The organism is Streptomyces sp. NPDC000941 (genome assembly GCF_053599555.1).
On the sequence record NZ_JBSFMM010000073.1, the window covers coordinates 22,129 to 48,516 of the forward strand.

21 protein-coding genes are annotated in these 26,388 nt (G+C 70.6%); 12 read left to right on the forward strand and 9 right to left on the reverse strand.

Annotated elements, in window-relative coordinates; genetic code table 11:
- Nucleotides 1-60 precede the first annotated feature (60 nt).
- A complete protein-coding gene (locus ACWDSL_RS23550) occupies nt 61-915 on the forward strand; it encodes a LysR family transcriptional regulator (protein ID WP_450488401.1) in 855 nt (284 codons plus the stop codon).
- Here ACWDSL_RS23550 and ACWDSL_RS23555 read toward each other — a convergent pair.
- On the reverse strand, nt 900-1,862 hold the full coding sequence (locus ACWDSL_RS23555) for a LysR substrate-binding domain-containing protein (protein ID WP_450488403.1): 963 nt from the start codon (nt 1,860-1,862) through the stop codon (nt 900-902). The genes ACWDSL_RS23550 and ACWDSL_RS23555 overlap by 16 nt on opposite strands.
- A gap of 159 nt (nt 1,863-2,021) precedes the next feature.
- Here ACWDSL_RS23555 and ACWDSL_RS23560 point away from each other — a divergent pair, with 159 nt between their 5' ends.
- The 3 genes from ACWDSL_RS23560 (at nt 2,022) to ACWDSL_RS23570 (ending at nt 5,816) form a co-directional block, all read left to right on the forward strand.
- A complete protein-coding gene (locus tag ACWDSL_RS23560) occupies nt 2,022-3,200 on the forward strand; it encodes an L-talarate/galactarate dehydratase (RefSeq protein ID WP_450488405.1) in 1,179 nt (392 codons plus the stop codon).
- A gap of 122 nt (nt 3,201-3,322) precedes the next feature.
- Complete coding sequence (locus ACWDSL_RS23565; RefSeq protein ID WP_450488443.1) at nt 3,323-4,264, forward strand: 5-dehydro-4-deoxyglucarate dehydratase; 942 nt, start codon at nt 3,323-3,325, stop codon at nt 4,262-4,264.
- 214 nt (nt 4,265-4,478) lie between these two features.
- On the forward strand, nt 4,479-5,816 hold the full coding sequence (locus ACWDSL_RS23570; protein WP_450488407.1) for a gluconate:H+ symporter: 1,338 nt from the start codon (nt 4,479-4,481) through the stop codon (nt 5,814-5,816).
- A 163-nt stretch (nt 5,817-5,979) separates the two neighbouring features.
- Here the strand turns inward: ACWDSL_RS23570 and ACWDSL_RS23575 are convergent, their stop codons facing one another.
- Nucleotides 5,980-6,876 (reverse strand): oxidoreductase, encoded by an 897-nt coding sequence (locus ACWDSL_RS23575; RefSeq protein WP_450488409.1) that lies wholly within the window; start codon nt 6,874-6,876, stop codon nt 5,980-5,982.
- A gap of 746 nt (nt 6,877-7,622) precedes the next feature.
- Here ACWDSL_RS23575 and ACWDSL_RS23580 point away from each other — a divergent pair.
- Nucleotides 7,623-9,257: a zinc ribbon domain-containing protein gene (locus ACWDSL_RS23580; protein ID WP_450488411.1), complete on the forward strand. Its 1,635-nt coding sequence runs from the start codon at nt 7,623-7,625 to the stop codon at nt 9,255-9,257.
- Here ACWDSL_RS23580 and ACWDSL_RS23585 read toward each other — a convergent pair.
- Together ACWDSL_RS23585 and ACWDSL_RS23590 are read right to left on the reverse strand one after the other, a co-directional pair.
- The gene (locus ACWDSL_RS23585; RefSeq protein WP_450488412.1) at nt 9,241-10,251 is read right to left on the reverse strand and encodes an LLM class flavin-dependent oxidoreductase; all 1,011 of its coding nucleotides are present in this window, start codon (nt 10,249-10,251) and stop codon (nt 9,241-9,243) included. The two genes, ACWDSL_RS23580 and ACWDSL_RS23585, sit on opposite strands and share 17 nt — an antisense overlap.
- A 78-nt stretch (nt 10,252-10,329) precedes the next feature.
- Nucleotides 10,330-11,088, reverse strand: coding sequence for a barstar family protein (locus ACWDSL_RS23590; protein WP_450488417.1), 759 nt, complete (start codon nt 11,086-11,088; stop codon nt 10,330-10,332).
- 318 nt (nt 11,089-11,406) lie between these two features.
- Here ACWDSL_RS23590 and ACWDSL_RS23595 point away from each other — a divergent pair, with 318 nt between their 5' ends.
- Entirely contained in the window at nt 11,407-12,204 is a 798-nt protein-coding gene (locus ACWDSL_RS23595; protein ID WP_450488419.1) for an SDR family NAD(P)-dependent oxidoreductase, read from the forward strand.
- A 36-nt stretch (nt 12,205-12,240) separates the two neighbouring features.
- Here the strand turns inward: ACWDSL_RS23595 and ACWDSL_RS23600 are convergent, their stop codons facing one another.
- Nucleotides 12,241-13,266, reverse strand: coding sequence for a Gfo/Idh/MocA family oxidoreductase (locus ACWDSL_RS23600; RefSeq protein WP_450488421.1), 1,026 nt, complete (start codon nt 13,264-13,266; stop codon nt 12,241-12,243).
- A 52-nt stretch (nt 13,267-13,318) separates the two neighbouring features.
- Nucleotides 13,319-14,101 (reverse strand): TIM barrel protein, encoded by a 783-nt coding sequence (locus ACWDSL_RS23605; RefSeq protein WP_450488423.1) that lies wholly within the window; start codon nt 14,099-14,101, stop codon nt 13,319-13,321.
- Between the two features lie 230 nt (nt 14,102-14,331).
- Here ACWDSL_RS23605 and ACWDSL_RS23610 point away from each other — a divergent pair, with 230 nt between their 5' ends.
- A complete protein-coding gene (locus ACWDSL_RS23610; protein WP_450488425.1) occupies nt 14,332-15,498 on the forward strand; it encodes a LacI family DNA-binding transcriptional regulator in 1,167 nt (388 codons plus the stop codon).
- Here ACWDSL_RS23610 and ACWDSL_RS23615 read toward each other — a convergent pair.
- Complete coding sequence (locus ACWDSL_RS23615; protein WP_450488427.1) at nt 15,449-16,384, reverse strand: fumarylacetoacetate hydrolase family protein; 936 nt, start codon at nt 16,382-16,384, stop codon at nt 15,449-15,451. The two genes, ACWDSL_RS23610 and ACWDSL_RS23615, sit on opposite strands and share 50 nt — an antisense overlap.
- Nucleotides 16,385-16,670: 286 nt before the next feature.
- Between ACWDSL_RS23615 and ACWDSL_RS23620 the strand changes: the two genes are divergently transcribed.
- The 3 genes from ACWDSL_RS23620 to ACWDSL_RS23630 are packed head-to-tail and all read left to right on the forward strand — an operon-like array spanning nt 16,671 to nt 22,005.
- Nucleotides 16,671-18,194: a glycosyl hydrolase family 28 protein gene (locus ACWDSL_RS23620; protein WP_450488429.1), complete on the forward strand. Its 1,524-nt coding sequence runs from the start codon at nt 16,671-16,673 to the stop codon at nt 18,192-18,194.
- Nucleotides 18,195-18,208: 14 nt separating this feature from the next.
- Nucleotides 18,209-21,550 carry an alginate lyase family protein gene (locus ACWDSL_RS23625; protein ID WP_450488431.1) on the forward strand — a complete coding sequence of 1,114 codons (3,342 nt, stop codon included), beginning with the start codon at nt 18,209-18,211 and terminating at the stop codon, nt 21,548-21,550.
- A gap of 56 nt (nt 21,551-21,606) precedes the next feature.
- A complete protein-coding gene (locus ACWDSL_RS23630; RefSeq protein ID WP_450488433.1) occupies nt 21,607-22,005 on the forward strand; it encodes a tautomerase family protein in 399 nt (132 codons plus the stop codon).
- A gap of 75 nt (nt 22,006-22,080) precedes the next feature.
- Here the strand turns inward: ACWDSL_RS23630 and ACWDSL_RS23635 are convergent, their stop codons facing one another.
- Complete coding sequence (locus ACWDSL_RS23635; protein ID WP_450488435.1) at nt 22,081-22,644, reverse strand: CGNR zinc finger domain-containing protein; 564 nt, start codon at nt 22,642-22,644, stop codon at nt 22,081-22,083.
- A gap of 74 nt (nt 22,645-22,718) precedes the next feature.
- Here ACWDSL_RS23635 and ACWDSL_RS23640 point away from each other — a divergent pair, with 74 nt between their 5' ends.
- The gene (locus tag ACWDSL_RS23640; RefSeq protein WP_450488437.1) at nt 22,719-22,895 is read left to right on the forward strand and encodes a hypothetical protein; all 177 of its coding nucleotides are present in this window, start codon (nt 22,719-22,721) and stop codon (nt 22,893-22,895) included.
- A gap of 55 nt (nt 22,896-22,950) precedes the next feature.
- On the opposite strand, the gene ACWDSL_RS23645 is transcribed toward ACWDSL_RS23640, so the two are convergent.
- Nucleotides 22,951-23,556: a GOLPH3/VPS74 family protein gene (locus ACWDSL_RS23645; RefSeq protein ID WP_450488439.1), complete on the reverse strand. Its 606-nt coding sequence runs from the start codon at nt 23,554-23,556 to the stop codon at nt 22,951-22,953.
- 342 nt (nt 23,557-23,898) lie between these two features.
- On the opposite strand from ACWDSL_RS23645, the gene ACWDSL_RS23650 reads away from it, so the two are divergent.
- Nucleotides 23,899-26,295 carry a glycoside hydrolase family 44 protein gene (locus tag ACWDSL_RS23650; protein WP_450488441.1) on the forward strand — a complete coding sequence of 799 codons (2,397 nt, stop codon included), beginning with the start codon at nt 23,899-23,901 and terminating at the stop codon, nt 26,293-26,295.
- Nucleotides 26,296-26,388 lie beyond the last annotated feature (93 nt).

Here is a 26,388-nt window from a genome sequence, read left to right on the forward strand (position 1 = left end):
CGTGCGGCGCCCTTTCTCTTGCGCAAAATGCATCGACGGCGGGATCTATACGCTTGAGTCATGGATATCGAGCTGCGTCAGTTGCGCTGTCTCGTGGCGATCGTCGACGAGGGCAGTTTCACCGATGCCGCCATCGCGCTCGGTGTCTCCCAGGCGGCCGTGTCCCGCACGCTCGCCTCGCTCGAGCGGGCGCTCGGGGTGCGGTTGCTGCTGCGTACCTCGCGCGAGGTGACGCCGACGGGCACGGGTCTGCGCGTGGTGGCGCACGCCCGGCGGGTGCTCGGCGAGGTGGACGGTCTGCTCCGGGAGGCGGCCTCGGGACACCGGCGGCTGCGGATCGGTTACGCCTGGTCGGCGGTGGGCCGCCATACGCTGGCGTTTCAGCGCCGTTGGGCTCAGACGGTCCCCGAGACGGAGCTGCAGCTGATCCGCGTCAACTCCGCCACCGCGGGGCTGGCCGAGGGTGCCTGCGATCTGGCCGTCGTCCGCAGACCGCTGGACGACCGGCGCTTCGACTCCGCCATCGTGGGGCTCGAGCGGCGGCTATGCGCCCTGGCCGCCGACGATCCGCTGGCCTCGCGCCGTTCGGTCAGGCTCGCCGACCTCAGCGGGCGCACCCTGCTGGTCGACCGGCGGACCGGCACCACCACCGCGGAGCTGTGGCCCTCCGGCTCCCGCCCGGCGACCGAGGAGTCACACGACATCGACGACTGGCTCATCATGATTTCCACGGGCCGGCGGGTGGGGATCACGGCGGAGTCCACCGCGCACCAGTATCCGCGGCCCGGTGTCGTCTACCGGCCGGTGCGCGACGCCGAGCCGATCGCGGTGCGGCTCGCCTGGTGGCGGGACGATCCGCATCCCGCCGCCCCGGCCGTGATCGAACTGCTCACGGCGCTCTACCGGCCGGGGTGAGCCCCGGGCTCCGGCTCCGGTGCCGGCTCAGGCCCAGGCTCAGGTGCCGGTGCCGGTGCCGGTGCCGGCCATTGCAGGTGGCGGAGCAGCGCGTCCAGCACCGGGTTGTCGTTGTTTTCGCGCCAGACGAGGTTGAGCTCCACGGGATTGGGGGTCTCCAGCTCGACCGGTTTGAAGACGACATCGGCATAGCGCAGCCGCGCGGCGGCCTCGGGGACCAGGGACACCCCCAGGCTGCAGTTGACCAGGGCCAGGATGCTGTGGACCTGGCTCAGATACTGGGAGAAGACGGGGGCCACGTGCGCCACGCTGAAGATGCTGATGAGCAGTTCATGGAAGTAGCGGGCGTCCGTGGGTGAGTACATCAGGAACGGCTCACCGTCGAAGTCCGCGACCTGGAGCGCTCCTTCACGCGCCGCCAGCGGGTGTTCCCTGGGCAGCGCCGCGAGCAGCCGCTCCCGTACGGCGGGGCGGGACCGCAGGTCCGGGCCGGTGACCGAAGGCCGGCCGAGACCGAGGTCCAGGCGGTTCTGGGTGAGGGCTTCCAACTGGTCGCGGGTGACCATCTCCTGCAGCACGATCTCCGCGCGGGGCATGGCCGCGCGGGCGGTTTCCAGCAGGGCGCCGAGCGTGGAGTACGCGCTGGCCGCGGTGAAGCCGATGGCGATGCTGCCCGCTTCCCCGGTCGACACCTGGCGGACGGCGAGCGCCGCGTGTTCCGACTGGCGCAGGATACGGCGGGCCTCGGTGAGGAAGGCGCGCCCGGCGGGGGTGAGCCGCACCGATCGGTTGGTGCGGTCCAGGAGCCGGACCCGCAGGTCGTTCTCCAGGAGCTGGATCTGGCGGCTCAGCGGTGGCTGTGTCATCTTGAGCCGTTCCGCGGCACGGGTGAAGTGCAGTTCTTCGGCCACTGCCACGAAGCTGGCCAGCTGGGCGAGTGTGAACAATGATGCTCTCCCTGTATCAACGCATACAAATTTTAAGTTAGACGGAGATCAATCGACCACCTAGCGTCAAGGGACGGCCGAGCGGACACGCCCGCCGACACCGCGACCGGCAACCTCAGGGACCGGCCGCCCCGCCCGCACTCACAGGGGACGCCAAGTATGAGCACACCGGAAACGACGGCACATGCCGCGCAGCAGGCAGGGGAGGCGACCCTCGACAGGATCTCCTGGATCAAGCTGTCCTCGGTCACCCTTCCACTGGCCACTCCGATCAGCGACGCGAAGGTCTTCACCGGGCGGCAGAAGCCGATGACCGAGGTGGCCTTCCTCTTCGTCGAGCTGGCCACCGAGGGGGGACATCAGGGCATCGGTTTCAGCTACTCCAAGCGGGCCGGCGGCCCCGGCCAGTTCGCACACGCCAAGGAGATCGCCCCCACCCTGCTGGGCGAGGACCCCAGCGACATCGCCAAGCTCTGGACGAAGCTGGTGTGGGCGGGCGCCTCCGTCGGGCGCAGCGGGCTGTCCACCCAGGCGGTGGCGGCCTTCGACATCGCCCTGTGGGATCTGAAGGCCAAGCGTGCCGGTCTGCCCCTGGCCAAGCTGCTGGGCGCCCACCGCGACTCCGTACGCTGCTACAACACCTCCGGCGGTTTTCTGCACACGCCCACCGAGCAGCTGCTGGAGAACGCCTCCCGCTCGGTGGCCGAGGGCATCGGCGGCATCAAGCTCAAGGTCGGCCACCCCGACGGCAAGGTGGATCTGAGCCGGGTGACCGCCGTACGTGAGCACCTGGGCGACGAGGTGCCGCTCATGGTGGACGCCAACCAGCAGTGGGACCGGCCCGCCGCCCAGCGCATGGGGCGCGCTCTCGAGGAGTTCGGCCTGGTCTGGATCGAGGAGCCGCTGGACGCCTATGACGCCCGCGGCCACGCCGCCCTCGCGGCCTCGCTGGACACTCCGGTGGCCACCGGGGAGATGCTGGCCAGCGTCGCCGAACACTGGGAGCTGATCCGCAACGAGGCCGCGGACATCATCCAGCCCGACGCGCCGCGTATCGGCGGGATCACCCAGTTCCTCAAGCTCGCCACCCTCGCCGAACACCACCACCTCCAGCTCGCCCCGCACTTCGCGATGGAGATCCACCTCCACCTCGCCGCCGCCTACCCGTACGAGCCGTGGGTGGAGCACTTCGACTGGCTGGAGCCGCTGTTCAACGAGCGGTTGCAGATCAGTGGCGGCCGTATGCATGTGTCCTCCCGGCCGGGTCTCGGTATCACCCTCAGCGAGCAGGCCCGGGCCTGGACACAGGCGGACTACGAGCTCGGTACGCGTCCCTGAACGTACCGCCGGCGCGGAAACGTGTCGGAAATCGGGTCGCACACCCATTGACCTGTTGAGTGAGCCACCCTAACCTCCATTCTCATATCTAGATTCACGTATGTGGAGAACAGTTCATGACTATGAACACGGCGGTCCAGGATGTCGCGCAGCGACTGCGTGATGGCATGGCGCGCGGTGTGCTGTCCTTCCCGCTCACCAGCTTCGGTGACGACGGCAGCCTCGATCTGGACGCCTACCGTGAGTATCTGACCACTCAGCTGGACACCGCCCCCGGCGCGGTGTTTCCCGCCTGCGGCACCGGGGAGTTCACCGCCCTGGACGAGGACGAGTACCGCCAGGTGATCACCACCGCGGTGGAGGTGGCCGACGGCCGTATGCCGGTGGTCGCCGGCATCGGCTACGGCTACGCACAGGCGCTGCGCTTCGCCCGGATCGCGGAGGAGGCCGGCGCCGACGCCGCTCTGGTGCTCCCCCACTATCTGGTCAAGGCCCCGCAGGACGGCCTGGTGGAGCAGTTGCGGCGGATCGCCGCCGGAACCGGGCTGCCGCTCATCGCCTACCAGCGCGACCACGTGGCATTCACCATCGACGGCCTGCGAAAGATCGCGGAGATCCCCACCCTCATCGGTGTCAAGGACGGACACAGCGACCTGGACCGGCTCCAGCGGCTGACCCTCGCCGCCCCCGACGACCTCCTGTTCTTCAACGGGGCCGCCACCGCCGAGATACAGGCACGCGCATACGCCACCGTCGGTGTGCCCGCGTACTCCTCCGCCGTCCACGCCTTCTCACCCGAGATCGCGGGCGCGTTCTTCGACGCGTTCCAGGCCGGCGACGACGAGACCATGGACACGCTGCTGCGTGACTTCTACATCCCGCTGGTCGAACTGCGGGACCGGGTGCCGGGCTATGCCGTATCGCTGGTGAAGGCCGCCGCCCGGCTGCGCGGCAAACCGGTCGGCCCGGTGCGCGCCCCGCTCATCGACCCCGGCCCCGAAGACCTGGCCGACCTCAAGAAGCTCCTGGAAACCGGTCTGAGCCTCGTGGCCGCCGACCGCTGACCGGGACGACAGAACACCGATGGGACCCGGGCGGCCCCGCACGCCGCCCGGCCCAGCCTTCCGCCGCGTCCCCGCGACGAGGGCCCGACCGGCACGGCTGCCGGCCATGACCGGGCCATCCCCCACACCCCCTCACTCCGATCCGCGTACGCGATCCGCATACGCCCCACGGGCCGGAAGCCACTTCCTGAGCAGTTCAAAGGGGAACTGACCCATGCCTCTTGTCGTAGTAGGAATCAGCGTCCTGGCGCTGCTCTTCCTGATGACCAAGGTGAAGCTGAACGGCTTCATCTCCCTCCTCCTCGTGGCCGTCGCCGTGGCGCTGGTCCGAGGCGTCCCGATGGAGAAGATCCCGGACGTCCTCGGCGAGGGTGTCGGAGGGCAGATCGGCGACACTCTGATCGTCGTCGGGCTCGGCGCCATGCTCGGCCGCGTCATGGGAGACTCCGGCGCCGCCCAGCGAATATCCGGCAAACTCATCGACACCTTCGGCCTGCGCCGGGTCCAGATAGCCATGGTGGTCACGGCCATGCTGCTGGGCGTGACGATGTTCTACGAGGTCGCCTTCGTGATCATCGTGCCGGTGGCGTTCACCATCGTCCGGGTGACGGGCAAGAACCTGCTGTGGGTCGGCCTCCCGATGTCGATCGCGCTGTCCACCATGCACAGCTTCCTGCCGCCCCACCCCGGCCCCACCGCCGTCGCCGCCACCTTCCACGCCTCCGTCGGGCTGACCCTCTTCTACGGCCTGTTCTTCGCCATCCCCTTCGGAGCGCTCATCGCGCTGGTGTGGCCGCGCCTCCCGTTCGTCAAGAAGATGAACCCCACCATGCCCAAGGGCCTGGTCTCCGAGCGCACCTTCACCGAGGAAGAGATGCCCAGCATGGGCTGGTCCCTCTCGGTGGCGCTGGTCCCGGTGGTGCTGATCGCGTTCGCCGCCGTGTACGACATGGCGGTGTCCGAGTCCAACCCCGCCCGGCCGTTCATCACCTTCATCGGCTCGGCGCCGGTCGCCCTGCTGCTGACGCTGCTGCTGGCCGTCTGGGCGTTCGGCCCGCGCATCGGCCGGTCGCTCGCCGAGGTCAGCGCGTCCTGCAACTCGGCGGCCCAGGCGATGGCCATGATCCTCCTGGTGATCGGCGCGGGCGGCGCCTTCAAGGGCGTCCTCGTCGAGGGCGGGATCTCCGACTACATCAAGGACGTCACCGAAAGCTGGGACATCTCGCCGATCATCCTGGCGTGGCTGATCGCCGTCATCCTCCGTATCGCCCTCGGCTCTGCGACGGTCGCCGTCGTCACCGCCGCCGGTGTGGTGGCGCCGATGGTCGCGGGCAGTGGAGTCCACCCCGAGATGATGGTGCTCGCCGTCTCCTGCGGGTCCATCGCCTTCAGCCACGTCAACGACCCCGGCTTCTGGATGTTCAAGGAGTACTTCAACCTCTCCGTCATCGAGGCCATCAAGGCGCGCACCACTTACACCACCACCCTCGCGGTCCTCGGACTCGGTGGCGTCCTCGCCGTCGAGGCCTGTCTCGACGCCCTGGGCGTCTAGCTACCGCCACCGCCACCGATCGGTCACCCACGCGCTCGCTCCGACGCCGGTTCCCCTCCGGCGCCGGAGCGAGCGCGTGTTGTCGTGTCATGCCGAGTTGTCTGTCACCGCCTCGGTGTCACAGCTCGGCGGTATCTGTTCGTCGGCATCTACTCGTCGGCATCTATTCGCCGGTATCTATGACGGACACCTCGTCGTCGGAGAGCCGCAGCGCCGCCGCGGCCACGTTCTCCACAAGGTGGTCCGGGTTCCCGGTGCCGGGGATGGCCAGCACATGCGGCCCCTGCCGCAACGTCCATGCCAGCCGCACCTGCGCGGGAGTCACCTGGTGTGCGCGGGCGGCGGCGAGCACCGCCTCGCCGTCGGTCGCGCTCGCACCGGACTCTCGCCCGGCGCCGGCGATCGCGTAGAACGGCACATAGGCGATGCCCTGCTCACCACAGGCCCGCAGAAAATCCCGCTCCTCGGCCGACGCGCCGACGCCATAGGCATTCTGCACACAGACCACCGGCGCGATGGCCTGAGCCTCGGCCAGCTGCTCGGGCGTGACATTGGACAGACCGAGGTGGCGGATGAGCCCGGCGTCCCGGAGGTCGGCCAGCGCGCCGAAGTGTTCCGAAACGGAGCCGGACCTGCGGCTCGGCGGAACACGCAGATTCACCACATCCAGGTGGTCACGGCCCAGTTGGCGCAGATTCTCCTCGACCTGACCGCGCAACTGGTCCGGCGTGGCCCACCACCAAGCGCCCGACGGGTCCCTGGCCGGCCAGACCTTCGTGGCGATGACGAGGTCGTCCGGGTAGGGCGCCAGCGCCCGGTTGATCAGCTCGTTGGCGGACCGCAGCGACGAGAAGTAGAACGCCGCCGTGTCGATGTGGTTGACGCCGAGCTCGATCGCCCGCCGCAGCACCGTGATCGACCGGCCGCGGTCGCTCGGGGTGCCGAGGTCGAAGGCGGCGCTGCCGGTCAGCCGCATCGCCCCGAATCCAAGGCGGTTGACGGTCAGATCGCCGAGTTTCCACGTGCCCGCGGCCGCGGCGGTCTGTGTCTCTTCGGTCATGCTCGGCTCTTCAGCCATGCTCGGCATCACGTGGTCGTCCCCTCGGTGGTGTGGTTTTCAGGAATGAAGAAAGCCTCCTCGGCGGAGGCGGTTCCGCGGCGAGGAGGTGTTTAACAGTTGACGGATTGACTTGGTCTTCCTGGGTTTTCCTGGGTTCCGCGAGTGGGGTGAATGAGAGTGCGTAACCCGTACGGGGGTTTGGTCGTTGATGTGATCGTCAGGCTGTCGCGAGTCGAGGCGTGTGAGGGGGTGGGTGGGGTGCGGCGCAGGGTTGTGGTGGGTGAGGGGGAGGTGCAGCAGGTCGCGGCGGCCTGCGCCCGCGCGCTGCGTGGTGTGGATGCGACGACCGGGGAGCGGCTCGGTGAAGCGGCTTTGGTTGAGCGGGCAGGGTGGCTTGCCGTTTTGGTCGGGTCGCTGGCGGCAGGGGCGGTGCGGGAGCATTGGAACGGGCCCGACCTGGCCCGGCTGGCCTCGGGTGTCGACCGGTCGGGCGCGTCGCTGCCGTCGCAGGGGTGGATGGCGTTGCGGCGGCTGGGCGGTGACGGTGCCGGAGGGTGTGTATGTGCCGGACCGGGTGGTGCGGATCGCGCAGGAGCAGGCGGGGCGGGTGCTGCGTTCGGCCTGGTGGCGCGCCGAGATCACCACCGCGCTTCTGGCGACCTGGCCCGCCGACCCCGCCCGGCGCACCGAGGCGGAGTGGGAGGCGCTGCGCGCCGCGCTGCCCGACAGCCCGGTGGTGGCGACCAGTGTGGTGCTGGCGGACCCGGCAGATCGCCGCCTTCCACGCCCGCCACCGACGCCTGCCAGCGGGCCTGACGGAGTGCGAGCAGGCACCGGGGGCGGGTGGACAGGTGGTGCTGGCGGCGGTCGACAAGCAGCTCGCCACCATCGAACGCTGCTCCGAAGCCCCCTTCCAGTACGGAGTATTAACGGTGCGGCTGCCGACCCGGTCCGCGCCCGCCTGCCGGGGTGACTGGCGTGCGGTGCGTATCCGGTTCCGGCTACCGCCGCATGTGCCCGCGACCGCGGTGCTGTGCGCCCCCACCCTGCGCATCCGCCAAGGCCGACTCCTCCTCGATGTGCCCTACGCGCTGGCTGTGGCGAGGCCGGAACGGGCCGGCCACCGCACAGCGGTGGCATTCGACTGGGGACTGAACACCCTGCTCACCGGCGGCACCCTCGACCTCACCGACCAGACTCAGCCGCAGGTTGTGACCGACGGGCGCCCGGTGTACTTCCGCGCGGCCGGGGTGCTGGCCAAGGCCGACCGGCTCCGCAACCACGGCGAACACATCAGCGCCCGCATCGACCAACTGCGCACCCTGATCGCCTCCCGCCAAGAGCGCGGGATACGCCCGAACCCCTGGCTGGTGGCAAAACTCGCCGTCCTTCAAACCGAGCGGGAACGCGTCGCGAGGCGCCGTACCCGGCTGAACGCGGCGCTGGCCCGCGCGGCGGCCCGCTTCATGACCGACCACGCGATCGCCGCCGGAGCCAGCGTCATCTACCTCGAAGACCTCCGCGACATCCAGGCACGCGGCAAGGGCCGCACACTCAACACCCGCCTGTCCCAGACCGTGCGCGGCGCCATCGTCACCCACCTGCGCCACCAGGCCGCCGCCCACGGCATCGCCGTAGTCATCGTCCCGCCCCGGGGCACATCGAAGTACTGCCCCCGCTGCCTGACCGCCTTCCACCACCACAAAGCCCCCAACAACCCGGCGGCAGGCTGGGCCTGGGCCTCGTGCCCCAACGATGCGTGCGGCTACAACACCGGCCGGGACAACGCCGCCTGGCAACGCATCGGCTCCCGCGGCCTGGCCCACCAGCACAAGACCAGCCTCGACCGCACCAGCAAAACGCTCGTCATCCGCTGCGTGGTCGAGGCTCTGGACCGCACCAGCATGGTCCAGCAGCAGACCCGGGACCGCGCCAAGAGCGGTCCCACGAACAGACGCCCTGTGCCCGGGAAGCGGCGCAGGGTCCCCGCCCCACCCGAGACCCGCACCCCCACCAGGGCGCGGCCGGGTGGCAAGCGTCCGGCGGGGCGGACCCCCACGCACCCGACCCTTCCCCAAGCTCTTCGAGCAGGGGATACCCCATGGCCAGCGGTGTCCACGGCAGCAGGGACGGACAACAATCGGCACCCCCGCACGGCCACACCGGCCGGACGGGGCCAGACTCGGGGCAGGCTTCCACCGCCACGCCCACACCACCCCCACCCGGGGACAACCGTGGCCGAGTCACCCTCCTCCCAAGCGATCCCGAACACCCGGGATCACCCAGGAAACCCAAACCGATTAGAGACGCTCAACAACTGCTCAGCAGGATACCGCAGGGGCGGCAGGTGGCCGGTCTGCGGGCTCATCGGCCGCCGCTGAGCCCCGCGATCCGGGCCAGCCCGCGGTGGGATGCGATCAGGGCGTCCCGGTCGTAGGTGCTGGTCGTGACCATGATCTCCTGGGCGCCCGTCTCCTTGATCACCGTCTCCAGCTCATCGGCCACCTGCTCCTCGGTGCCATGGACATGGCCGCGCAGGTGCGACTCATAGAGGTCCCGCTCCTTCGGGCTCATGGTCCGCCGCTCGATCTCCTCGGCCGGGGCGAGCGGCGGGAACGTGCCGTGGGTGCTCGAGTACGCGATGGCCCACGCCTCGGGGATCAGCAGCCGGCGCGCCAGCTCGGGGGTTTCGGCGACAGCGACCGTGCCCGCGGCGATGACATACGGTTCGTCGGCCCACGCGGACGGGCGGAAGGCGCCGCGGTAGCGCTCGATCGCACGCAGCAGCTTCTCTCGGCCCCTGAGGTCGCCGATCACCAGCGGAAGCCCGGCCTCGGCGGCGATCGCCGCGCCCTCGCCGGTGGCCAGGACGTACGGCGGCACGCGCAGCCCTTCGGCGGGGCGGGCATGGACGCGGGTCGGCGAGGTGCCCTCGAACCAGCCGAGGAGCTCGGCCAGCTGCCCCGCGAAGTCGTCGGCGCCGTCCTTGTCCCGGCCCAGCGCTCTGCGGACGCCGTTGGTGAAGCCGACCGAGCGGCCCAGGCCCATGTCGATCCGCCCGGGGAAGAGGGATTCCAGCACCCCGAACTGCTCGGCGACCACGAGCGGTTGGTGGTTCGGCAGCATCACCCCGCCGGTGCCGACCCGGATCGTCTGTGTGGCGGCGGCGATCGCCGCGGCCAGCACGGTCGGCGCCGAGCCCGCGACACCGGGCACACCGTGGTGTTCGGCGGCCCAGATCCGGTGGTAGCCGAGCCGTTCCACCTCTTGAGCCAGGCGCACGGTGTCGCGCAGCGCCTGCGGACCGCCGAATCCCTCGCGGATCCGCGAGCGGTCGAGGATCGAGAAGAGGGTCGAGGCGATCACAGAGCTCACACAGGGTTCAACGCCTGGCGGGCCCCGGCATTCCCACCGCGCCGAGGCCCGGCGCCGACCACGCCGGCAGCCGAGCCGTCAGCCGGAGGGCGGGCACTCGATCTCGATTCCGTATTCACTCAGGACGGAAATCACATAGCCCAGTTCTTCGTCGCCCATGGCGCGCCGCGAGCTCTCGAAGTCTTGCCACACCAGCCGGAAAGGCGGCTCCCGGCGGGCACCGCTGTTGATGAGGCAGTCGTCGAGTGCGCTGGGATTGGAGCCGAAATAACCGCCCGGTCCATTGACCGCCTCGCCCAGCTCGCAGTAAAAGCCTGCGATATTGGCGAGGTCCGCTCCCGCGATTTCACACGTGGTCGCGTCCCCATAGCGTCTGGCCTGATGGCCCGTGCGGAACCAGGCCGCTTGGACCACGTGGAGCCAGCTGTCATGCGCTTCGGGGGGAAGCTTCTTCCACATTCCGGATTCGGCCGGAGGGCCTTGTGCCCAGGTCTGCCAGATCTCCCCCGCATACGGATGGGGGGAGCCGTATCCGAAGAAGGACAGGGCCAGATCGGTGCCGCCCGGGACGGTCATGCTGTCCCTGAAGTCCGTCACCTCGACCCTACCGATGTAGTAGCCGCCGATCTCGCGCCCTCGGACGTCCCTCACCCGCAATTCGACGTCCTCGAAGAGCACGGGGACCCGCTCCGGCCGCAGTGACGAGCCGACCGCGGTGACGATCTCCGACTCGCCGATCGACGGCTCGACGAAGAAGCCCCGGACATCGGTCGCGGTCATGATCTCCCGCTCCGACTCGTCCTCGACGAATCGGTACATCGCATCGCACTGAGTCACGCGATCGTCCCCGCCTCGCCGTGATCACTCACTCCGCACCCCCCCGCGTCCGCGGCCCGGACCGCCTCCGTATCCGATCCACTCTACGTGCCGCCCTTCGCGTCCGAGCGGGTCAACAGGTGGTGATCCGCGCACCGCCGGAGCGCAGATACTGCGCGCTTGCAACTAAACGCGTACGCAATTACTGTGATCGCTTGCCACCCGGTGCGGCCCGACGACCGCACACCACCCCGGGCCGCTGTTTCCGCGGCACCGGCATGGACACCCGACACCCAACCGTCTCTTGGTCCGCGTACCGCATCCCTTTGGAGGAGCACCGTGCTGATCGATCTCTCCGGCAAAACCGCCCTCGTCACCGGGTCGACCCAGGGCATCGGCTTCGCCATCGCCGCCGGACTGGCGCGGGCGGGCGCCCGTGTCGCCGTCAACGGACGCCGGGAGGAGTCCGTGGCCGCCGCCATCGAAAAACTGAAGGGGGCGGCGGACGGCGGTGGCACCCTCGTCCCCGCCCCCGGTGACATCACCACCGAAGACGGCGCCCAGCAGGTCACCACCGCCGTCCCGGACGTCGACATCCTCATCAACAACCTGGGCATCTTCGGCGCCGTTCCGGCGCTGGAGATCAGCGACGACGAGTGGCGACGCTATTTCGAGGTGAACGTGCTGGCCGCCGTACGGATGATCCGCGCCTATCTGCCCGCGATGAAGAGCCGGTCCTGGGGCCGGATCATGAACGTCGCCAGCGACTCCGCCGTCGTCATCCCCGCCGAGATGATCCACTACGGCATGTCCAAGACCGCGCTGCTCGCGGTGACCCGCGGCTTCGCCAAGGATGCCGCGGGCTCCGGGGTGACCGTCAACTCGCTGATCGCCGGGCCGACGCACACCGGCGGCGTCGAGGACTTCGTGTACGAACTGGTGGACTCCAGTCTGCCCTGGGACGAGGCGCAGCGGGAGTTCATGGCCAAGCACCGGCCCCAGTCGCTGCTCCAGAGGCTGATCGAGCCGGAGGAGATCGCCAATATGGCGGTCTACCTCAGCTCTCCCTTCGCGTCGGCCACCACGGGCGGGGCCGTGCGCGTCGACGGCGGCTACGTCGACTCCATCCTCCCGTAGCCCTCGCGCGGCGGAGACTCCAAGGAAGGCTTGGCGTCAACGGTCCTGGAGCTCGTCGATACGGGCCGGGCCACCCGTGGTGATCGACCGGATGGCGGCGAGGGCCATGGACAGCGCGGCGCGGGCGTCCTCGCCGGTGACGGAGGGGGTGCCCGCCGTGCGCACGCACTCGGTGAAGTCGGCGAGTTCGGCGACGTAGGCGTCGCGGAAGAGGTCCTGGTCGTAGCCGACACAGTCGGCGGTGATGCCGTCCGGGCCGTAGGCCGTCAGATGGCTGCGGCGGAGCTCGCCCATGGTGAGCATGCCGGCCGAGCCGAAGACCTCGCCACGGACGTCATAGCCGTATACGGCCTGGAAGTTGGCCTCGGCGGTGGCGAGCGCCCCGTTGTCGAAGCGGATGGTGACGAGGGCGGTGTCGAGCAGGCCGCGGTCCTTGAAGTCGGGGCGCACTAGAGCGTCGGCCATGGCGAAGACCTCGACCGGCTCGGCGCCGGGGTTGAGGAAGCGCAGGGTGTCGAAGTCGTGGACAAGGGTCTCCAGGAAGATCGTCCACGGCGGGATGGGCGCCGGGTCGGCCAGCTTGGGGTCGCGGGTGAGCGAGCGCAGCAGCTGCGGTGTGCCGATGGCGCCGGCGGCGATCTTGTCGTGGGCGGCACGGAAACCCGTGTCGTAGCGGCGGTTGAAGCCCACCTGGAGGGGGACGCCCGCGTCGGCGGCGGCCGCGATGGCGCGGTCCGCGTCGGCGAGGCTGACGGCCATGGGCTTCTCGCAGTAGACGGCCTTGCCCTGCCGGGCCGCGGCCTCGACGAGGTCGGCGTGGGTGCGTGCCGGGGTGCCGATGACCACCGCCTCGATGCCGGGGTCGGCGAACAGCTCCCCGATCTCGGTGTACGCCGTGGGGCAGCCGAGCCGGTCGCCGAGCCGCCGCGCGGCGCCCGGGGCCGGGTCTGCGATGGCGGCGAGCCGTACGCCGGGAAGGCGGTGGGCGAGGGTTTCGGCGTGGAAGGAGCCCATCCGTCCGGCGCCGACGAGGCCGACGGGGAGGGGGTGTCGCGTGGTCATGTGCGGGTGCTCCGTAAGTCCATAGGGGGTGTGATGTCCGTGGGGGGTGCGGTCAGAGGCTGAAGGCGGAGCGGAACCGCTCCAGGGCGAGGTCGCTTTCGCCGGAGGCCCATGCCTCCATGGCGACCGTGCCGTCGTAGCCGAGGGACGCGAGGGTGTGTGCGACGGCCGGGTAGTTGATCTCCCCGGTGCCGGGCTCACAGCGGCCGGGTACGTCGGCCACCTGGATCTCGCCGATCAGGCCCTGGCCGTGGGCCCGGCGGATCAGCTCGATCAGGTTTCCCTCGCCGATCTGGGCGTGGTAGAGGTCCAGGTTCATCCGCAGACCGGGCCGGTCCACGGCGGCGACCAGGGCCAGGGTGTCGGCGGCCGTCGCGAACGGCACACCGGGGTGGTCGACGGCGGTGTTGAGGTTTTCCAGGGTGAAGGTGACCCCGGTGCGCTCGCCCAGCTCGGCGAGGCGGGTGAGGGTGCGGTGGGCGGCGATCCACATCTCCCCGGTGGCCTCCCCCGCCACCGGCACGACCGGCAGACCGTCGCCGTCCAGACCGGTGCCGTGCAGATTCAGCCGGGGGCAGCCGAGCCGTTCGGCCACCTTGACCGACTCCTCGGCGGTACGCAGAAGTTCGGCCGCCCCCTCCTCGTCCGTGAGGCTGCCGCGCACATAGCCGGTCATCGAGGAGAACACCGCGCCGCTGCGCTCGAGGGCGGTCAGATCGTGGCGGGTCCAGTCCCAGATCTCGACCTGGAAACCGGCGTCGTGGACGCGCCGCGCCCGCTCCTGGACGGGCAGATCCCGGAAGACCATCTCGGCACAGACCGCCAATGTGTACATCGCTGCTCGACCTCTCCGCGACCTGTTCGACGAGACCGCTGACCAGAACCGACTAGAACGTTCTAGTCGCGGGCAGCAGTACGCCACTCGGCCCGGCGCTCTGTCAAGAGGTGGCCACGCAGCCGACTAGAACGTTATAGAAGTCGTGGAGCCGCGACATTCGGGGTGGTGTCCCGCTCGGCTACGATCGACGGCCGGACGACGAAACCTCGACTCCAGGGAGACCAGTGGTGCCACCGACGCCGGCCGTCCCCCAGGGGAAGCGCCCCACCCTCGCCGATGTCGCGGCGCGGGCCGGCGTGTCGACGGCGCTGGTCTCCATCGTGATGCGCGACGCGAAGGGCGCCGGCGCCGCCACCCGCGAGCGGGTCCTCGAGGCCGCGCGGGAAATCGGCTACCGGCCCGACGCCCGGGCGCGGCTGCTGCGCAGCCACCGGTCGCATCTCCTCGGGGTGCAGTTCGGCCTCCAGCACCCGTTCCACTCCGATCTGCTGGAGGGCATCTACGCGGTGGCCGAGCCGGCCGGCTACCAGATCGCGCTGAGCGCCGTATCCGCCGGCCGCGGCGAGCAGCGCGCCACCGACACCCTGCTGGCCGACCGCTGCGAGGCCCTGATCCTGCTCGGCCCGCAGGCCCCCACCGCGCGGCTGGCGGAGCTCGCCGGGCAACTGCCGGTCGTCTCCGTGGCCCGCCGGCTGCGCGGGTCCGTCCCGGGTGTGGATGTCGTACGGACCGCCGACGACGAAGGCGCCCGCCAGGCCGTGGACCACCTGGTGGCCCTCGGCCACCGCGACATCGCCCACATCGACGGCGGCAGGGCACCGGGCGCCGCCGACCGGCGCCGCGGCTACCGCACCGCCATGAACCGCCACGGCCTCGCCGACCGCGCCCGCGTCCTGCCCGGCGGCCTGACCGAGGAGGAGGGCGCCACCGCGGCCCGCGCCCTCCTGGCCGCCGACCCCCGGCCCACCGCCGTCCTGGCCTTCAACGACCGCTGCGCCACCGGCGTCCTCGACATCCTCCTCCGCGCCCGGGTGTCCGTCCCCGACGAGATCTCCGTCATCGGCTTCGACGACAGCCACCTGGCCCGCCTGGCCCATATCAACCTCACCACCGTCGGCCAGGACATCCCGCGCCTGGCCGAACTCGCCGTCGGCCGGGCCATCGCACGGCTGGAGGGGGCGGGCACATCCGGCGCCGAGCCATCCGCCGCCGAACCGTCCGGCAGCGACACATCCGGCGGGAACACATCTGGTACGGACGCACCCGGTGGCGAAGCCGTCGTCGCCCCCCACCTCGTCGTCCGGGGAACCACGGCCGCGCCCGTACACCTCGGCCCCGGCGGGATCACCCCGAGACGCGGCTCCGGTGCGCACGGCGCGTCAGCGGGTGGCTGATCGCTTCCACCAGCCAGTCCAGTTCGGCCTGGCTGGCCCGTACCGGGTTGCGCAGCGTGCCGACCCCGTCGATGGCTATCTCCACCACGTCCCCGGCGCTCAGCGTGAAGTCGAGCGCGGGCACGATGCCCGTACCGGTGGACAGCACCGCACCGTCGGGGAAGGGCTGGGAGCGCCACAGGTGGTTCACCAGACCCCTCGGGGTGCGGTGGAACGCGGCGGTGGAGCTCGTCCCCCGGTACGCCGCCTCGCCGTCGCGCCACACCACCAGGCTGATGTCCAGCGCGTCGGGTGCCTCGATCTCCCAGGCGGGCACGATGCCCGAGGACACCGCGGCGCTTCCGGCGTAGATCTTCGCCTGGGGGAGGTAGAGCGGGTTCTCGCCCTCGAGGGAGCGTGAACTGACGTCGTCGGAGACCAGATAGCCGGCGGTCTCGCCGTGCCGGTTGAGGACCAGCGCCAGTTCGGGCTCGGGGACGTTCAGCTCGGAGTCGTCCCGTACGGCGATCGGCTCGCCGTCGGTCACCACCCGCCAGGGCTGCGACTTGAAGAACAGCTCCGGGCGCTCGGCGTCGTAGATCCGCTCGTAGACGGACTGCTCGGTGCTCTCTTCCACCCTGGCCTCGCGCGAGCGCTCGTACGTCACCCCCGCGGCCCACAGCTCCATCAGCCCGTCCAGCGGCGGCAGCAGCAGAACGTCCCGCTCATCGGCGGTGGCCGGGCCGGAGGCGGTGTCCTCGACCAGGGTCCGGAGCTCCGCCGCCGACAGCCGCAGCACCTCGGCGACCAGCGGCGCGCCGGGGAAGGTCCGGATCGCGCCGGTGTCGTCGGCGACTCCGGTCCGTACGGTCTCGGTGTCGTCGGCGAAGCGCACGATGCGCGTCATAGGTCGTCCTCTCCGTTCCTGACGGGTGATCCGCGGGTGATCCGCGGACGGTCCGCGGGTGATCGCGGGGGATCCGCCCTGCCCCGCCGGGGGCTGTCGCATCGTTGCCCGGCAGGCGTGCGCTCAAACACTGCGCACAACCGGTTGCGGGCCGCTTGGCACAGTTTTTTCGAAAGTCTGCCGTGACTCTTGACGTCGTTTCGCGACAGGAAGAAGCTCTGGCCACTTGGTCTCAGCAACCGGTTGCTATGAGTTTTCACGCTTCGCAAGAAATCAGGAGTCAGGCATGAACAGGCCTCTGTCCCGCCGTACCGCCCTCCAGGCGGCGGGCGCCACGGCGCTCGCCGCCGGCCTCACCGGCACCGCGGCGGCCGGGTCCGCCCGGGCGCAGCAGGCGGGCGACCCCGCGCCCACGCTGGTCACCTACGACATACCGAACGGAGCCCCGGTCAAGACGGACAGCTTCGCCGTCAAGGTCCGCAACCCCGGCGGCGCCTGGCAGAGACTCGGCACCTATCTGGCCACCCTGAACCTGGTCAACACCACCACCGGCTCCGGCCAGCAGCAGAAATCGTCCCTCGCGTACTTCGACTTCTCGGGCGAGGTCGAGGTCGAGGTGACCTATGTCAAGGGCGGCGTGACCACGGTGCGCGTGCGCCCCGACTCGTACGGCATCAAGCCCGACCTCCTCGGCGACACGCTGCGGTTCACCCTCGACCAGCCGCGCAATGTCGTCGTCCAGGTCGACGACGACATCTTCGACTGTCTCCACCTGTTCGCCCGCCCCCTGGAGAAGCACCGGCCCGCCGAGGACGACCCCGACGTCATCTACTTCGGCCCCGGTGTGCACACCACCCCCGACGGCACGGTCACCGTGCCCTCGGGCAAGACCGTGTATCTGCACGGCGGCGCGGTGCTCAAGTCACGGGTGGTGTTCAAGGACGTCCGGGACGCCCGGCTGATCGGGCGCGGGGTGATCCACGCGGCGGCCGGCGGGGGCGCCACCGTCGAGGGCTCCTCGGACATCTCCATCGGCGAGGTCACCATGCTCAATCCGAACGGCTACGCGGTCACCGTCGGCGAGTCGAAGGACGTCACCATCCGCGGCATGGGCTCCTTCTCCTCCAAGGGCTGGGGCGACGGCATCGACATCTTCTCCAGCTCCCATGTCACCATCGACGGCGTCTTCATGCGCAACGCCGACGACTGCGTGGCGATCTACACCCACCGCTGGGACTACTACGGCGACACCCGCCACATCACCGTCAAGAACTCCACCCTGTGGGCGGATGTCGCCCACCCCATCAACGTGGGCACCCACGGCAACACCGACAGCCCCGAGGTGCTGGAGAACCTCACCTTCAAGAACCTCGACATCTGCGACCACCGCGAACCCCAGCTGGGCTACCAGGGCTGTATCGCGCTCAACCCCGGGGACAGCAACCTCATCAGAAACGTACGCGTGGACGGTGTCCGGGTCGAGGACTTCCGGGAGGGCCAGCTGATCCATATGCGGATCATGTACAACACGAAGTACAACACCTCGGTCGGGCGTGGCATCGAGGACGTCTACATCAAGGACCTCAGCTACACCGGCACCCGTACCAACACCTGTCTGCTGCTCGGTTACGACGCCGAACACGCCATCAGGAACGTCACCTTCGAGAACCTGCTGATCAACGGCAAAGTCATCGCCGACTCGATGAAGAAACCCGGCTGGTATCTCGCCACGGACTACCTCCCGATGCACACCAACGAGCATGTGACCGACCTGAAGTTCATCACCACCGCAGAGGCCGCCGCGTCATGACGAACCCCGGCGCCATGACTAACCCCGCACCCAGCCGCCGTGGTTTCCTCGGCGGCACCGCCGCCCTGCTGCTCGCCTCGGGCGCGAGCGGCCTGCTCGCGCCCGGCTCGGCCCGGGCCCAGGAGAACACCGCGCCGCGGGCCTTCGCCCACCCCGGGCTGCTGCACAGCGCCGCCGACCTCGCCCGGATGAAGGCCGCGGTGGCCGCCAAGGAATCGCCGATCCACGACGGGTATCTGGCGCTCGCCGCGCACGCCCGTTCCTCCTCGTCGTACACCGTGCAGAACACCGGCCAGATCACCTCCTGGGGCCGTGGCCCCTCGAACTTCATGAACCAGGCCGTGGCCGACTCGGCCGCCGCCTACCAGAACGCCCTCATGTGGTGCGTGACCGGCGAACGCGCCCACGCCGACAAGGCCCGCGACATCCTCAACGCCTGGTCGGCCTCGCTCACCGCCGTCACCGGAGCCGACGGACCGCTCGGCGCCGGGCTCCAGGCGTTCAAGTTCCTCAACGCGGCCGAGCTGCTGCGCCATGGCGGCTACGACGGCTGGGCGCCGGCCGACATCGCCCGCTGCGAGGAGTCCTTCCTGCGGGTCTGGTATCCGGCCGTGTCGGGCTACATGCTCTACGCCAACGGCAACTGGGACCTCACGGCCCTCCAGACCATCCTGGCCATCGGCGTCTTCTGCGAGGAGCGCACCCTCTTCGAGGACGCCCTGCGCTTCGCCGCGGCCGGCGCGGGCAACGGCAGCGTCCGCCACCGCATCGTCACCGACGCGGGCCAGGGCCAGGAGAGCGGGCGCGACCAGGGCCATGAACAGCTCGCGGTCGGTCTGCTCGGCGACGCCGCCCAGGTCGCCTGGAACCAGGGCGTCGATCTGTGGGGCTACGACGACCACCGCATCCTCGGATGCGTCGAGTACGCCGCCCGCTACAACCTCGGCGACGACGTCCCCTTCACCCCCGACCTCGACCGGACGGGCAAGTACATCAAGACGACCGTGTCGGAGAAGGTACGCGGCGCCCTGCCCCCGATCTACGAGATGGCGTACGCGCACTACGCCGGTGTGCGCGGCCTCGACGCCCCGAACACCGAGCGGGTCGTCTTCCGGGGCGCGGGCGGTGCGCGCGTGGTGGAGGGCGGTAACGACGATCTGCCGAGCTGGGGCACGCTCACCTACGCCGGGGCGCAAGGCTCGCCCGCCGCGCCGACGGCCCCCGCCGGGACCACCGCCACCGGCGACGACCACGCGATCACCGTGTCCTGGCTGCCGTCCGCGTGGGCGGCCGGGTACACGGTGCGGCGGGCCACCCGTCCCACGGGGCCGTACGAGCGGATCGCGTCCGGTGTGGCCACCCCGGCGTACGCGGACCGGGATGTGCGCGCGGGCCGGACGTACTACTACACGGTCAGCGCCACCAACGCACGCGGCAGCAGCGGCGATTCGGGCTGGGCCGCGGCGACCGCCGGGCTCCCCCGCCCCTGGGCGACCCGGGACGTGGGGGACGCGACGATCCCCGGCTCCGCCACCTTCGACGGCGAGCGCTTCGTCCTGGAGGCGAGCGGCACCGCGGAGGCCCACCGCCTCGTACACCTCCCGCTGACCGGCGACGGCACCGTCACCGCGCGCGTCGTATGGCCGCTCAGCTCGCAGTACTCGAAGATCGGGGTCACCCTCCGCGGCTCCCTCGACGCGGCCGCCCCGCACGCCTCGATGCTGATCCAGGGGCTGCCGCTGCACACCTGGAGCGGGGTGTGGACGGTGCGCCCCGCGGCCGGGGCCGCCACCTCGGCGACCGGGAACACCCCCGTGCCACCGTCCCAGCAGCAGGCGATCACCACCGCCGCCGCCTTCCCGATCTCCGATCTCGGCACCCTGCCGGAGTCGGCGACGCCTCTGGATGCCCCGTATGTCGAGGGCGCGGGCGACGGCTACCGGCTGCGGGCTCCGTACTGGGTGCGGGTGCGGCGGAAGGGCGGGCGCTGCACCGGAGCCATCTCCCCGGACGGTGTCCGGTGGACCGAAGTCGGCTCCAGCGAGGTCGAGTTGGGGCGGACGGTGTACGCGGGGCTGGTCCTCACCTCCGGTCTGGGCGTGGCCGAGCCCTACGCCGAGACAGGCACCGGGGCCTTCGACAACGTCGGCGTCACCTCCGCCACCACCGGCCCGGTCTGGTCCATGCCGCGCCCCGCGCGCACCGCCGCCGACCTGCGGGCGACCACCGGCGCCGACGCCGTCGAGCTGGCCTGGACCGATCCGGACCTCTCGGCCCGGTACACGGTGCTGCGGGCCGCTCGCGCCGACGGCCCGTGCGAGACCGTCGCCACCGACATCGGCCCGGTCGGCTTCGGCACCCGCATCCGGTACGCCGACGCCACCGGCTCGCCCGGTACGGCGTACCACTACGCCGTCGCGAAGACGAACAGCGGCGGCCACGGCCCGCGCTCGGCCCCCGCCGAGGCCCGTATGCCCACCCCCGCCACGCCGCAACTCACCTCCCCCGCCACCGCGTTCGCGAACCGAAGTGTCCCCTTCCGCCATCTGCTCCGGGCCTCGCACGAGCCCGTACGGTTCCTCGCCGACGGTCTGCCCAAGGGGCTGAGCGTCGACCGGCGCACCGGCCTCATCTCCGGAACACCCACCGAAACCGGCGAGTTCCGCGTCACCACCACCGCGGGCAACGCGGCCGGGACCGCGACGGGCACACTCACGCTCGCGGTGGGCACGCCTCCGCCCGCCCCCTGGTCGTACGGCGATCTCGGCGACACCGTCCTCGACGACCGCGCGTTCGGGACGTTCGGCGTGGTGGCGATCCGTACGCCCGGCAGCACCGCGTACGACGACGGGGCCTTCGTCGTACGCGGCGCCGGGGTCGACCTCAACGTCAACGGTCAGGGAATGACCGGGCAGTTCGTGCGGCGTCCCGTCACCGGCGACTGCGAGATCACCGCCCGGCTCGTCTCCCGCGCGGGCTCCGCCACCTCGGACCGGGTGGGGCTGCTCATGGCCAAGTCCCTGTCGCCGTTCGACCAGGCGGCCGGGGCGATCGTCACGGGCGGGGCCACCGCGCAGCTGATGCTGCGCACCACCGTGGCCGGCGCCTCCGCCTTCTCCGGCTTCTCCGGTACGGGCAGTGTCCGGCTCCCCTGTCTGCTGCGGCTGCGGCGCACCGGGACCACCTTCGCCGCGGCCGTCTCCGGCGATGACGGTGTCACCTGGACCGCACTCGCCGAGGGAGCGATTCCCGCCTTCGGCGACGCGCCCTACTACGTGGGGCTCGTGGCCTGCTCCCGCGATCCCCTGGCCCACAGCACCACCCGGTTCGAGCAGGTGAGCATCGCCCGAGGTTGACTGTACCTACTAGTATGTACGAGAGCACTGAGAGCCCTGAGAGGAGAACCGCCGACATGCCTTTCGTCCGCATCGACGCACTGGGGGCCGACCGTGACCGGCTCGACGCGCTCGGCCGCGCCGTACACGACGCCATGGTGGAGACCATCGGCTTTCCGCCGGACGACCGGTTCCAGGTCCTGACCTGCCACGACGGCGTCGGCAGCACCCTGCGCTACGACAACTACCTCGGCATACGGCGCGATGACGGCATCGTGTACATCGCGATCACGATGCGCTCCGGGCGGACACCCACCCAGAAACGGGCGCTGTACCGGCGGATCGCCGAGCTCGCCCACGCGTACGCGGGGACCGAGCCGCGGAACGTGTTCATCGTGCTGACCGAGAACGAGTCGATCGACTGGTCCTTCGGCCACGGGGTGGCGCAGTACGCCGAGGCCCCCGATGTGAGCTGATACGGCGCCCACTCGGCCGGCGCCATCCACATGACACGCGACAGGTGACACGTGGATGGCGCCGGCTGTGTGGCGTCAGCCGGCCTCGGCCACCCGCACCTGCTTCTTACGGGCGCGGTACGCCGCCGCCTTGACCCTGTTCCCGCAGGACTCCATGCCGCACCACTGGCGTCGCATACCGCGCGACCGGTCGATGTAGACGCGGGTGCATTCGGGGTTGCCGCACTCCTTGAGCAGCGGCACATCCGGCCCGCCGAGAAGCTCGACGGCGTGCCGCGCAACGGTGGCCAGCGCCTCCTCCGGCGTCGCCTCGGTCCACCGGCCCGACGCGGTGAGCTGGGGCGCGGCGGGAGGCTTGCGGGCCATGCCGTTCACCAGGGCCAGCGCCTCACCGTCGTACGCGTCCCCGGCGAGGCGGGCCTTGATCAGCCCGTAGACGGCCTCCCGTACGGCGATCGCCTGCTCGACATCGGCCTCCTGACTGGCGGAGACCGCGTCGACGATTCCCGACTCCAGATACCAGGCGTCCAGCCGGTCCGGCGACACGAACATCTCGAACCGCACCGAACGGCGGGCGCGGAGCGTCGCGGCGAGGTCGAGAGCGGGGTTACCGCAGAGAAATACGTGATCCAGATTCACGTCACCATCTTGACGGGTGACTACAACTTCTGCAACGCTCGTCACCTACCAGAGCGGTGACGGAAGGCGACGACATGGCACAGCCCGAGCAGATACGCGATAACGTCGAGGCCGCACGACGCGCTCGATTCGGCACCCTGCCCCAGCGCATCCGCCTGGAGGACACCGTCGAGGAACAGCCCGCCATCGCACCGGACCCGGCGAAGGACACCTACAACGCCGACGAATGGCTCACCCGCAACTGTCTGTGAGCGGTCCCGCACCGCCCCGCCAGGCGCCCCACCAGGCGCCCCACCAGTCGCCTCGCTAGTCGCCTCGCCAGATGTTGTCGAAGGCCGCTTCCTCGATGGCCCGCCGCTGCCGTACGGCCCCCAGCTCCATGACCGCGTCGTGCACCGCGGCGAGCACCGTCACCACCGCCTCGTCGGCCACGGCCGGGGCGTCCCCGGGGAGCTCGCCGCGGATCCCGACGGCCGCCGCGAGCGCGGCGAGGACGGGCTCGTCCGATGTCCAGCGGTCCGCCGCCTCGTGGTGCGCGGGCGAGTCGGCCAGTACGGGCCGGCTGGTCCGGAAGGGTGTCCAGCGGTGGCGGCGCCGGGTGATCTCCCCCTCCTGTTCCAGCTCGGCCGCGTAGGCCGCGGACAGACCGCGGCCTCTGCGCCACAGCCAGTCGCCGACCGCCTCGTACGGCGCCTGTCGATCCAGCGACGACGCGGCCTCGTCCAACAGACGATCGGCGATCGCCGGCTGCGGGCCCGGCACGATGACATCGCCGTCCAGGCTGAGCGCATGGGCACCGATGAGGTCGATCATCTCGGCCCCCGCGAGCGCGAGCGACAGATCTCCGCGCTCCACCGGACGGTCGGGCACCGTGCCCATGGCGACGATCAACAAGTCCCGCGGTGTGGTCATAAGTGGCTCCACGTCAGAGGCATCGATGGCGATACGTCGCTGAGCGGCCGGGCCGGGACGGTTCCGGCGGAGGAGTTCAAGGAGTTTCCCGTACGTGGCCGACTGTAGCGCGCCCCGGTCAGGGGTGCTCTGCCGCTCAGGCCCCTTGACAGCGCCCCGGACCTCACTGACCATGTGAAGGCTCTTGGGAGCGCTCCCATGCGCTCTCGCGCACCATTCCCCCCGTTGTCAGGCCGTACGGCACTGCCCCCTCGGTGCCATGGCCCGTGCGCCCGTGTCCCGCCGTGCGGGGCGAGCGTGGCTGAGCCGTGTCGCATGGCCGCATGGAAGGAGACCATGCGCATGACTCGAAGAGCCGCGCTGGTGGCCGCGGCACTGCTGGTGGCCGGTGCCGGTCTGGCCGCTCCCGTTCAGGCCAGCGACTTATCGGACAAAGGCACTCGGCCCTCCGCCGCCGCGGACGGCCCCGCCCTCAGGGTCGACGCCACCACCGGGCGCCACGCCATCGACCCGCATGTCTACGGGATCAACTTCGCCGAGGAGGCGCTGGCCAAGGAGCTGCGACTGCCGGTGCGGCGCTGGGGCGGAAACGCCACCACCCGCTACAACTACAAGCTCGACGCCTACAACGCGGGCTCCGACTGGTACTTCGAGAACCTCTACTACGAGAACGGCACCGCCCAACTGCCGGACGGTTCGGAAGCCGACAAGTTCGTCGACCAGAACCGCCGCACGGGCACCGACACCATACTGACCGTGCCGATGGTCGGCTCGACGACGGCGGCGCGCAACGCCGCCTGCGGCTTCAGCATCGCCAAGTACGGGCCCCAGAAGGGCAGCGACGCCCAGTGGCGCCCGGACTGCGGCAACGGCGTGAAGAGCGACGACACCAACGTCACCGGTAACGACCCCGCCGACACCAGCGTCGCCGCCGGCCCGGAGTTCACCAAGGGCTGGGTGGAGTATCTGAACCGCGCCTACGGGTCCGCGGACGCCGGCGGGGTGCGCTTCTACGATCTCGACAACGAGCCCGACCTGTGGTTCACCACCCACCGGGATGTCCACCCGGCCGGGGCGGGCTATGACGAGATACGCGACAGCACCTACGCCACCGCCGCCGCGATCAAGGAAGCGGACCCCGGTGCGCAGACCCTCGGCCCGGTCGGCTGGGGCCTGAACTCCCTCATCTACTCCGGCCTCGACCAGAAGACCTGCAACGAAAAGGGCGGCGACTGCTGGTCCAACCCCCCGGACCGGGCGGCCCACGGCGGGCAGCAGTTCGCCCCCTGGTACCTCCAGCAGATGAAGGCGTACGAGCAGAGCCACGGCCGCCGCATCCTGGACTACTTCGACAACCACATCTATCCGCAGCAGTCCGGGGTGTCCAGCGGCAATGACGACCCCGCCACCCAGGAGCTGCGGCTGCGTTCCACGCGACAGCTGTGGGACCCCACGTATGTGGACGAGAGCTGGATCAACCAGCCCGTCCAGTACATCCCCCGGATGCGCTCCCTGGTCGACGAGAACTACCCGGGCACCAAGCTCGCCATCACCGAGTACAACTGGGGCGCGCTGGACCACATCGACGGCGCCCTCGCGCAGGCCGATGTGCTCGGCATCTTCGGCCGGGAGGACCTTGACCTGGCCACCTTGTGGTCACCGCCCAAGTCCACCGACCCCGGCGCCTACGCCTTCCGCATGTTCCGCAACTACGACGGCAACGGCGGCGCGTTCGGCGACACCGCGGTCCAGGCGGCCAGCGCCGACCAGGAGAAGCTTTCGGTCTACGCGGCCGAGCGCGACAGCGACCACGCGCTGACCGTGATGGTCGTCAACAAGACCACCGGCGATCTGACCGCCCCGGTGTCCGTGACCGGCCGCACCGGGCTCACCGGCTCGGCGCAGGTCTACCGCTACGGCCAGGACGACGTCACCTCGATCAAGCACCTGGCCGATCAACCGCTGACCGACGGCGGGTTCACCACCACCTTCCCCGCGTACTCCATCACCGAGTACGTCCTGCCCGCCGGGTCGTCCGAGGCGAAGCCGCCCACCGCCCCCGGTACCCCGACCGCCACCGCGGTCGGTCCGGACCGGGCCACCTTGTCCTGGGCGGCGTCCACCGCCGGTTCGTCCCCGGTGGCGAGCTACCAGGTGTACTCCGGCGACCCCGTGGGCAGCGCCCCGGTGGCCACGGTCGACGCCCCCGCCACCAGCGCCACCGTCACCGGCCTCGCCCCGTCCACCGCCTACACCTTCCGCGTCGTGGCCAAGGACACCGCGGGCCGCAGCTCGCCACCCTCGGCCACGGTGCGGCTGACCACCGCCGCGGCCCCGGCCGCCACCTGCACGGTCGACTACCGGGTGAGCAACGACTGGGGCTCCGGCTTCACCGCCACCGTCACCCTCACCAACAAGGGCCCCGCCCTCAACGGCTGGCAGCTGGGCTTCTCCCTCGCCGGCGGCCAGAAGGTCACCCAGGGGTGGAACGGCACCTGGAGCCAGAGCGGCACCCAGGTCACCGTCAAGGACGCCGGCTGGAACGCCGCGCTGGCCACCGGCGCCTCCACCACCATCGGCTTCAACGGCTCCTACACCGGCACCAATCTCGCGCCGGGCGACTACACGCTGAACGGCAAGTCCTGCACCGCCCCCGGCACCGCGGCCGCAGCGCATATCGCGCCCCTGGCCGGCCACGACCCCGGCACCCACGCCGTACGCGGACACTCCACCCGGTGAGCCGTACGTGGTGAGCCGAGCTTGGTGAGCCGCGCTCGGTTACCGTATCGAGTGAGCCGTGCACCCGGGGCCCGCGGACACCCGTCCGCGGGC

Coding starts and splice junctions, on each gene's coding strand:
- ACWDSL_RS23550 (WP_450488401.1), top strand. CDS start 61: ATGGATATCGAGCTGCGTCAGTTGCGCTGTCTCGTGGCGATCGTCGAC.
- ACWDSL_RS23560 (WP_450488405.1), top strand. CDS start 2,022: ATGAGCACACCGGAAACGACGGCACATGCCGCGCAGCAGGCAGGGGAG.
- ACWDSL_RS23565 (WP_450488443.1), top strand. CDS start 3,323: ATGAACACGGCGGTCCAGGATGTCGCGCAGCGACTGCGTGATGGCATG.
- ACWDSL_RS23570 (WP_450488407.1), top strand. CDS start 4,479: ATGCCTCTTGTCGTAGTAGGAATCAGCGTCCTGGCGCTGCTCTTCCTG.
- ACWDSL_RS23575 (WP_450488409.1), bottom strand. CDS start 6,876: ATGACCGAAGAGACACAGACCGCCGCGGCCGCGGGCACGTGGAAACTC.
- ACWDSL_RS23600 (WP_450488421.1), bottom strand. CDS start 13,266: ATGACCACGCGACACCCCCTCCCCGTCGGCCTCGTCGGCGCCGGACGG.
- ACWDSL_RS23605 (WP_450488423.1), bottom strand. CDS start 14,101: ATGTACACATTGGCGGTCTGTGCCGAGATGGTCTTCCGGGATCTGCCC.
- ACWDSL_RS23615 (WP_450488427.1), bottom strand. CDS start 16,384: ATGACGCGCATCGTGCGCTTCGCCGACGACACCGAGACCGTACGGACC.
- ACWDSL_RS23620 (WP_450488429.1), top strand. CDS start 16,671: ATGAACAGGCCTCTGTCCCGCCGTACCGCCCTCCAGGCGGCGGGCGCC.
- ACWDSL_RS23625 (WP_450488431.1), top strand. CDS start 18,209: ATGACTAACCCCGCACCCAGCCGCCGTGGTTTCCTCGGCGGCACCGCC.
- ACWDSL_RS23630 (WP_450488433.1), top strand. CDS start 21,607: ATGCCTTTCGTCCGCATCGACGCACTGGGGGCCGACCGTGACCGGCTC.
- ACWDSL_RS23640 (WP_450488437.1), top strand. CDS start 22,719: ATGGCACAGCCCGAGCAGATACGCGATAACGTCGAGGCCGCACGACGC.
- ACWDSL_RS23645 (WP_450488439.1), bottom strand. CDS start 23,556: ATGACCACACCGCGGGACTTGTTGATCGTCGCCATGGGCACGGTGCCC.
- ACWDSL_RS23650 (WP_450488441.1), top strand. CDS start 23,899: ATGACTCGAAGAGCCGCGCTGGTGGCCGCGGCACTGCTGGTGGCCGGT.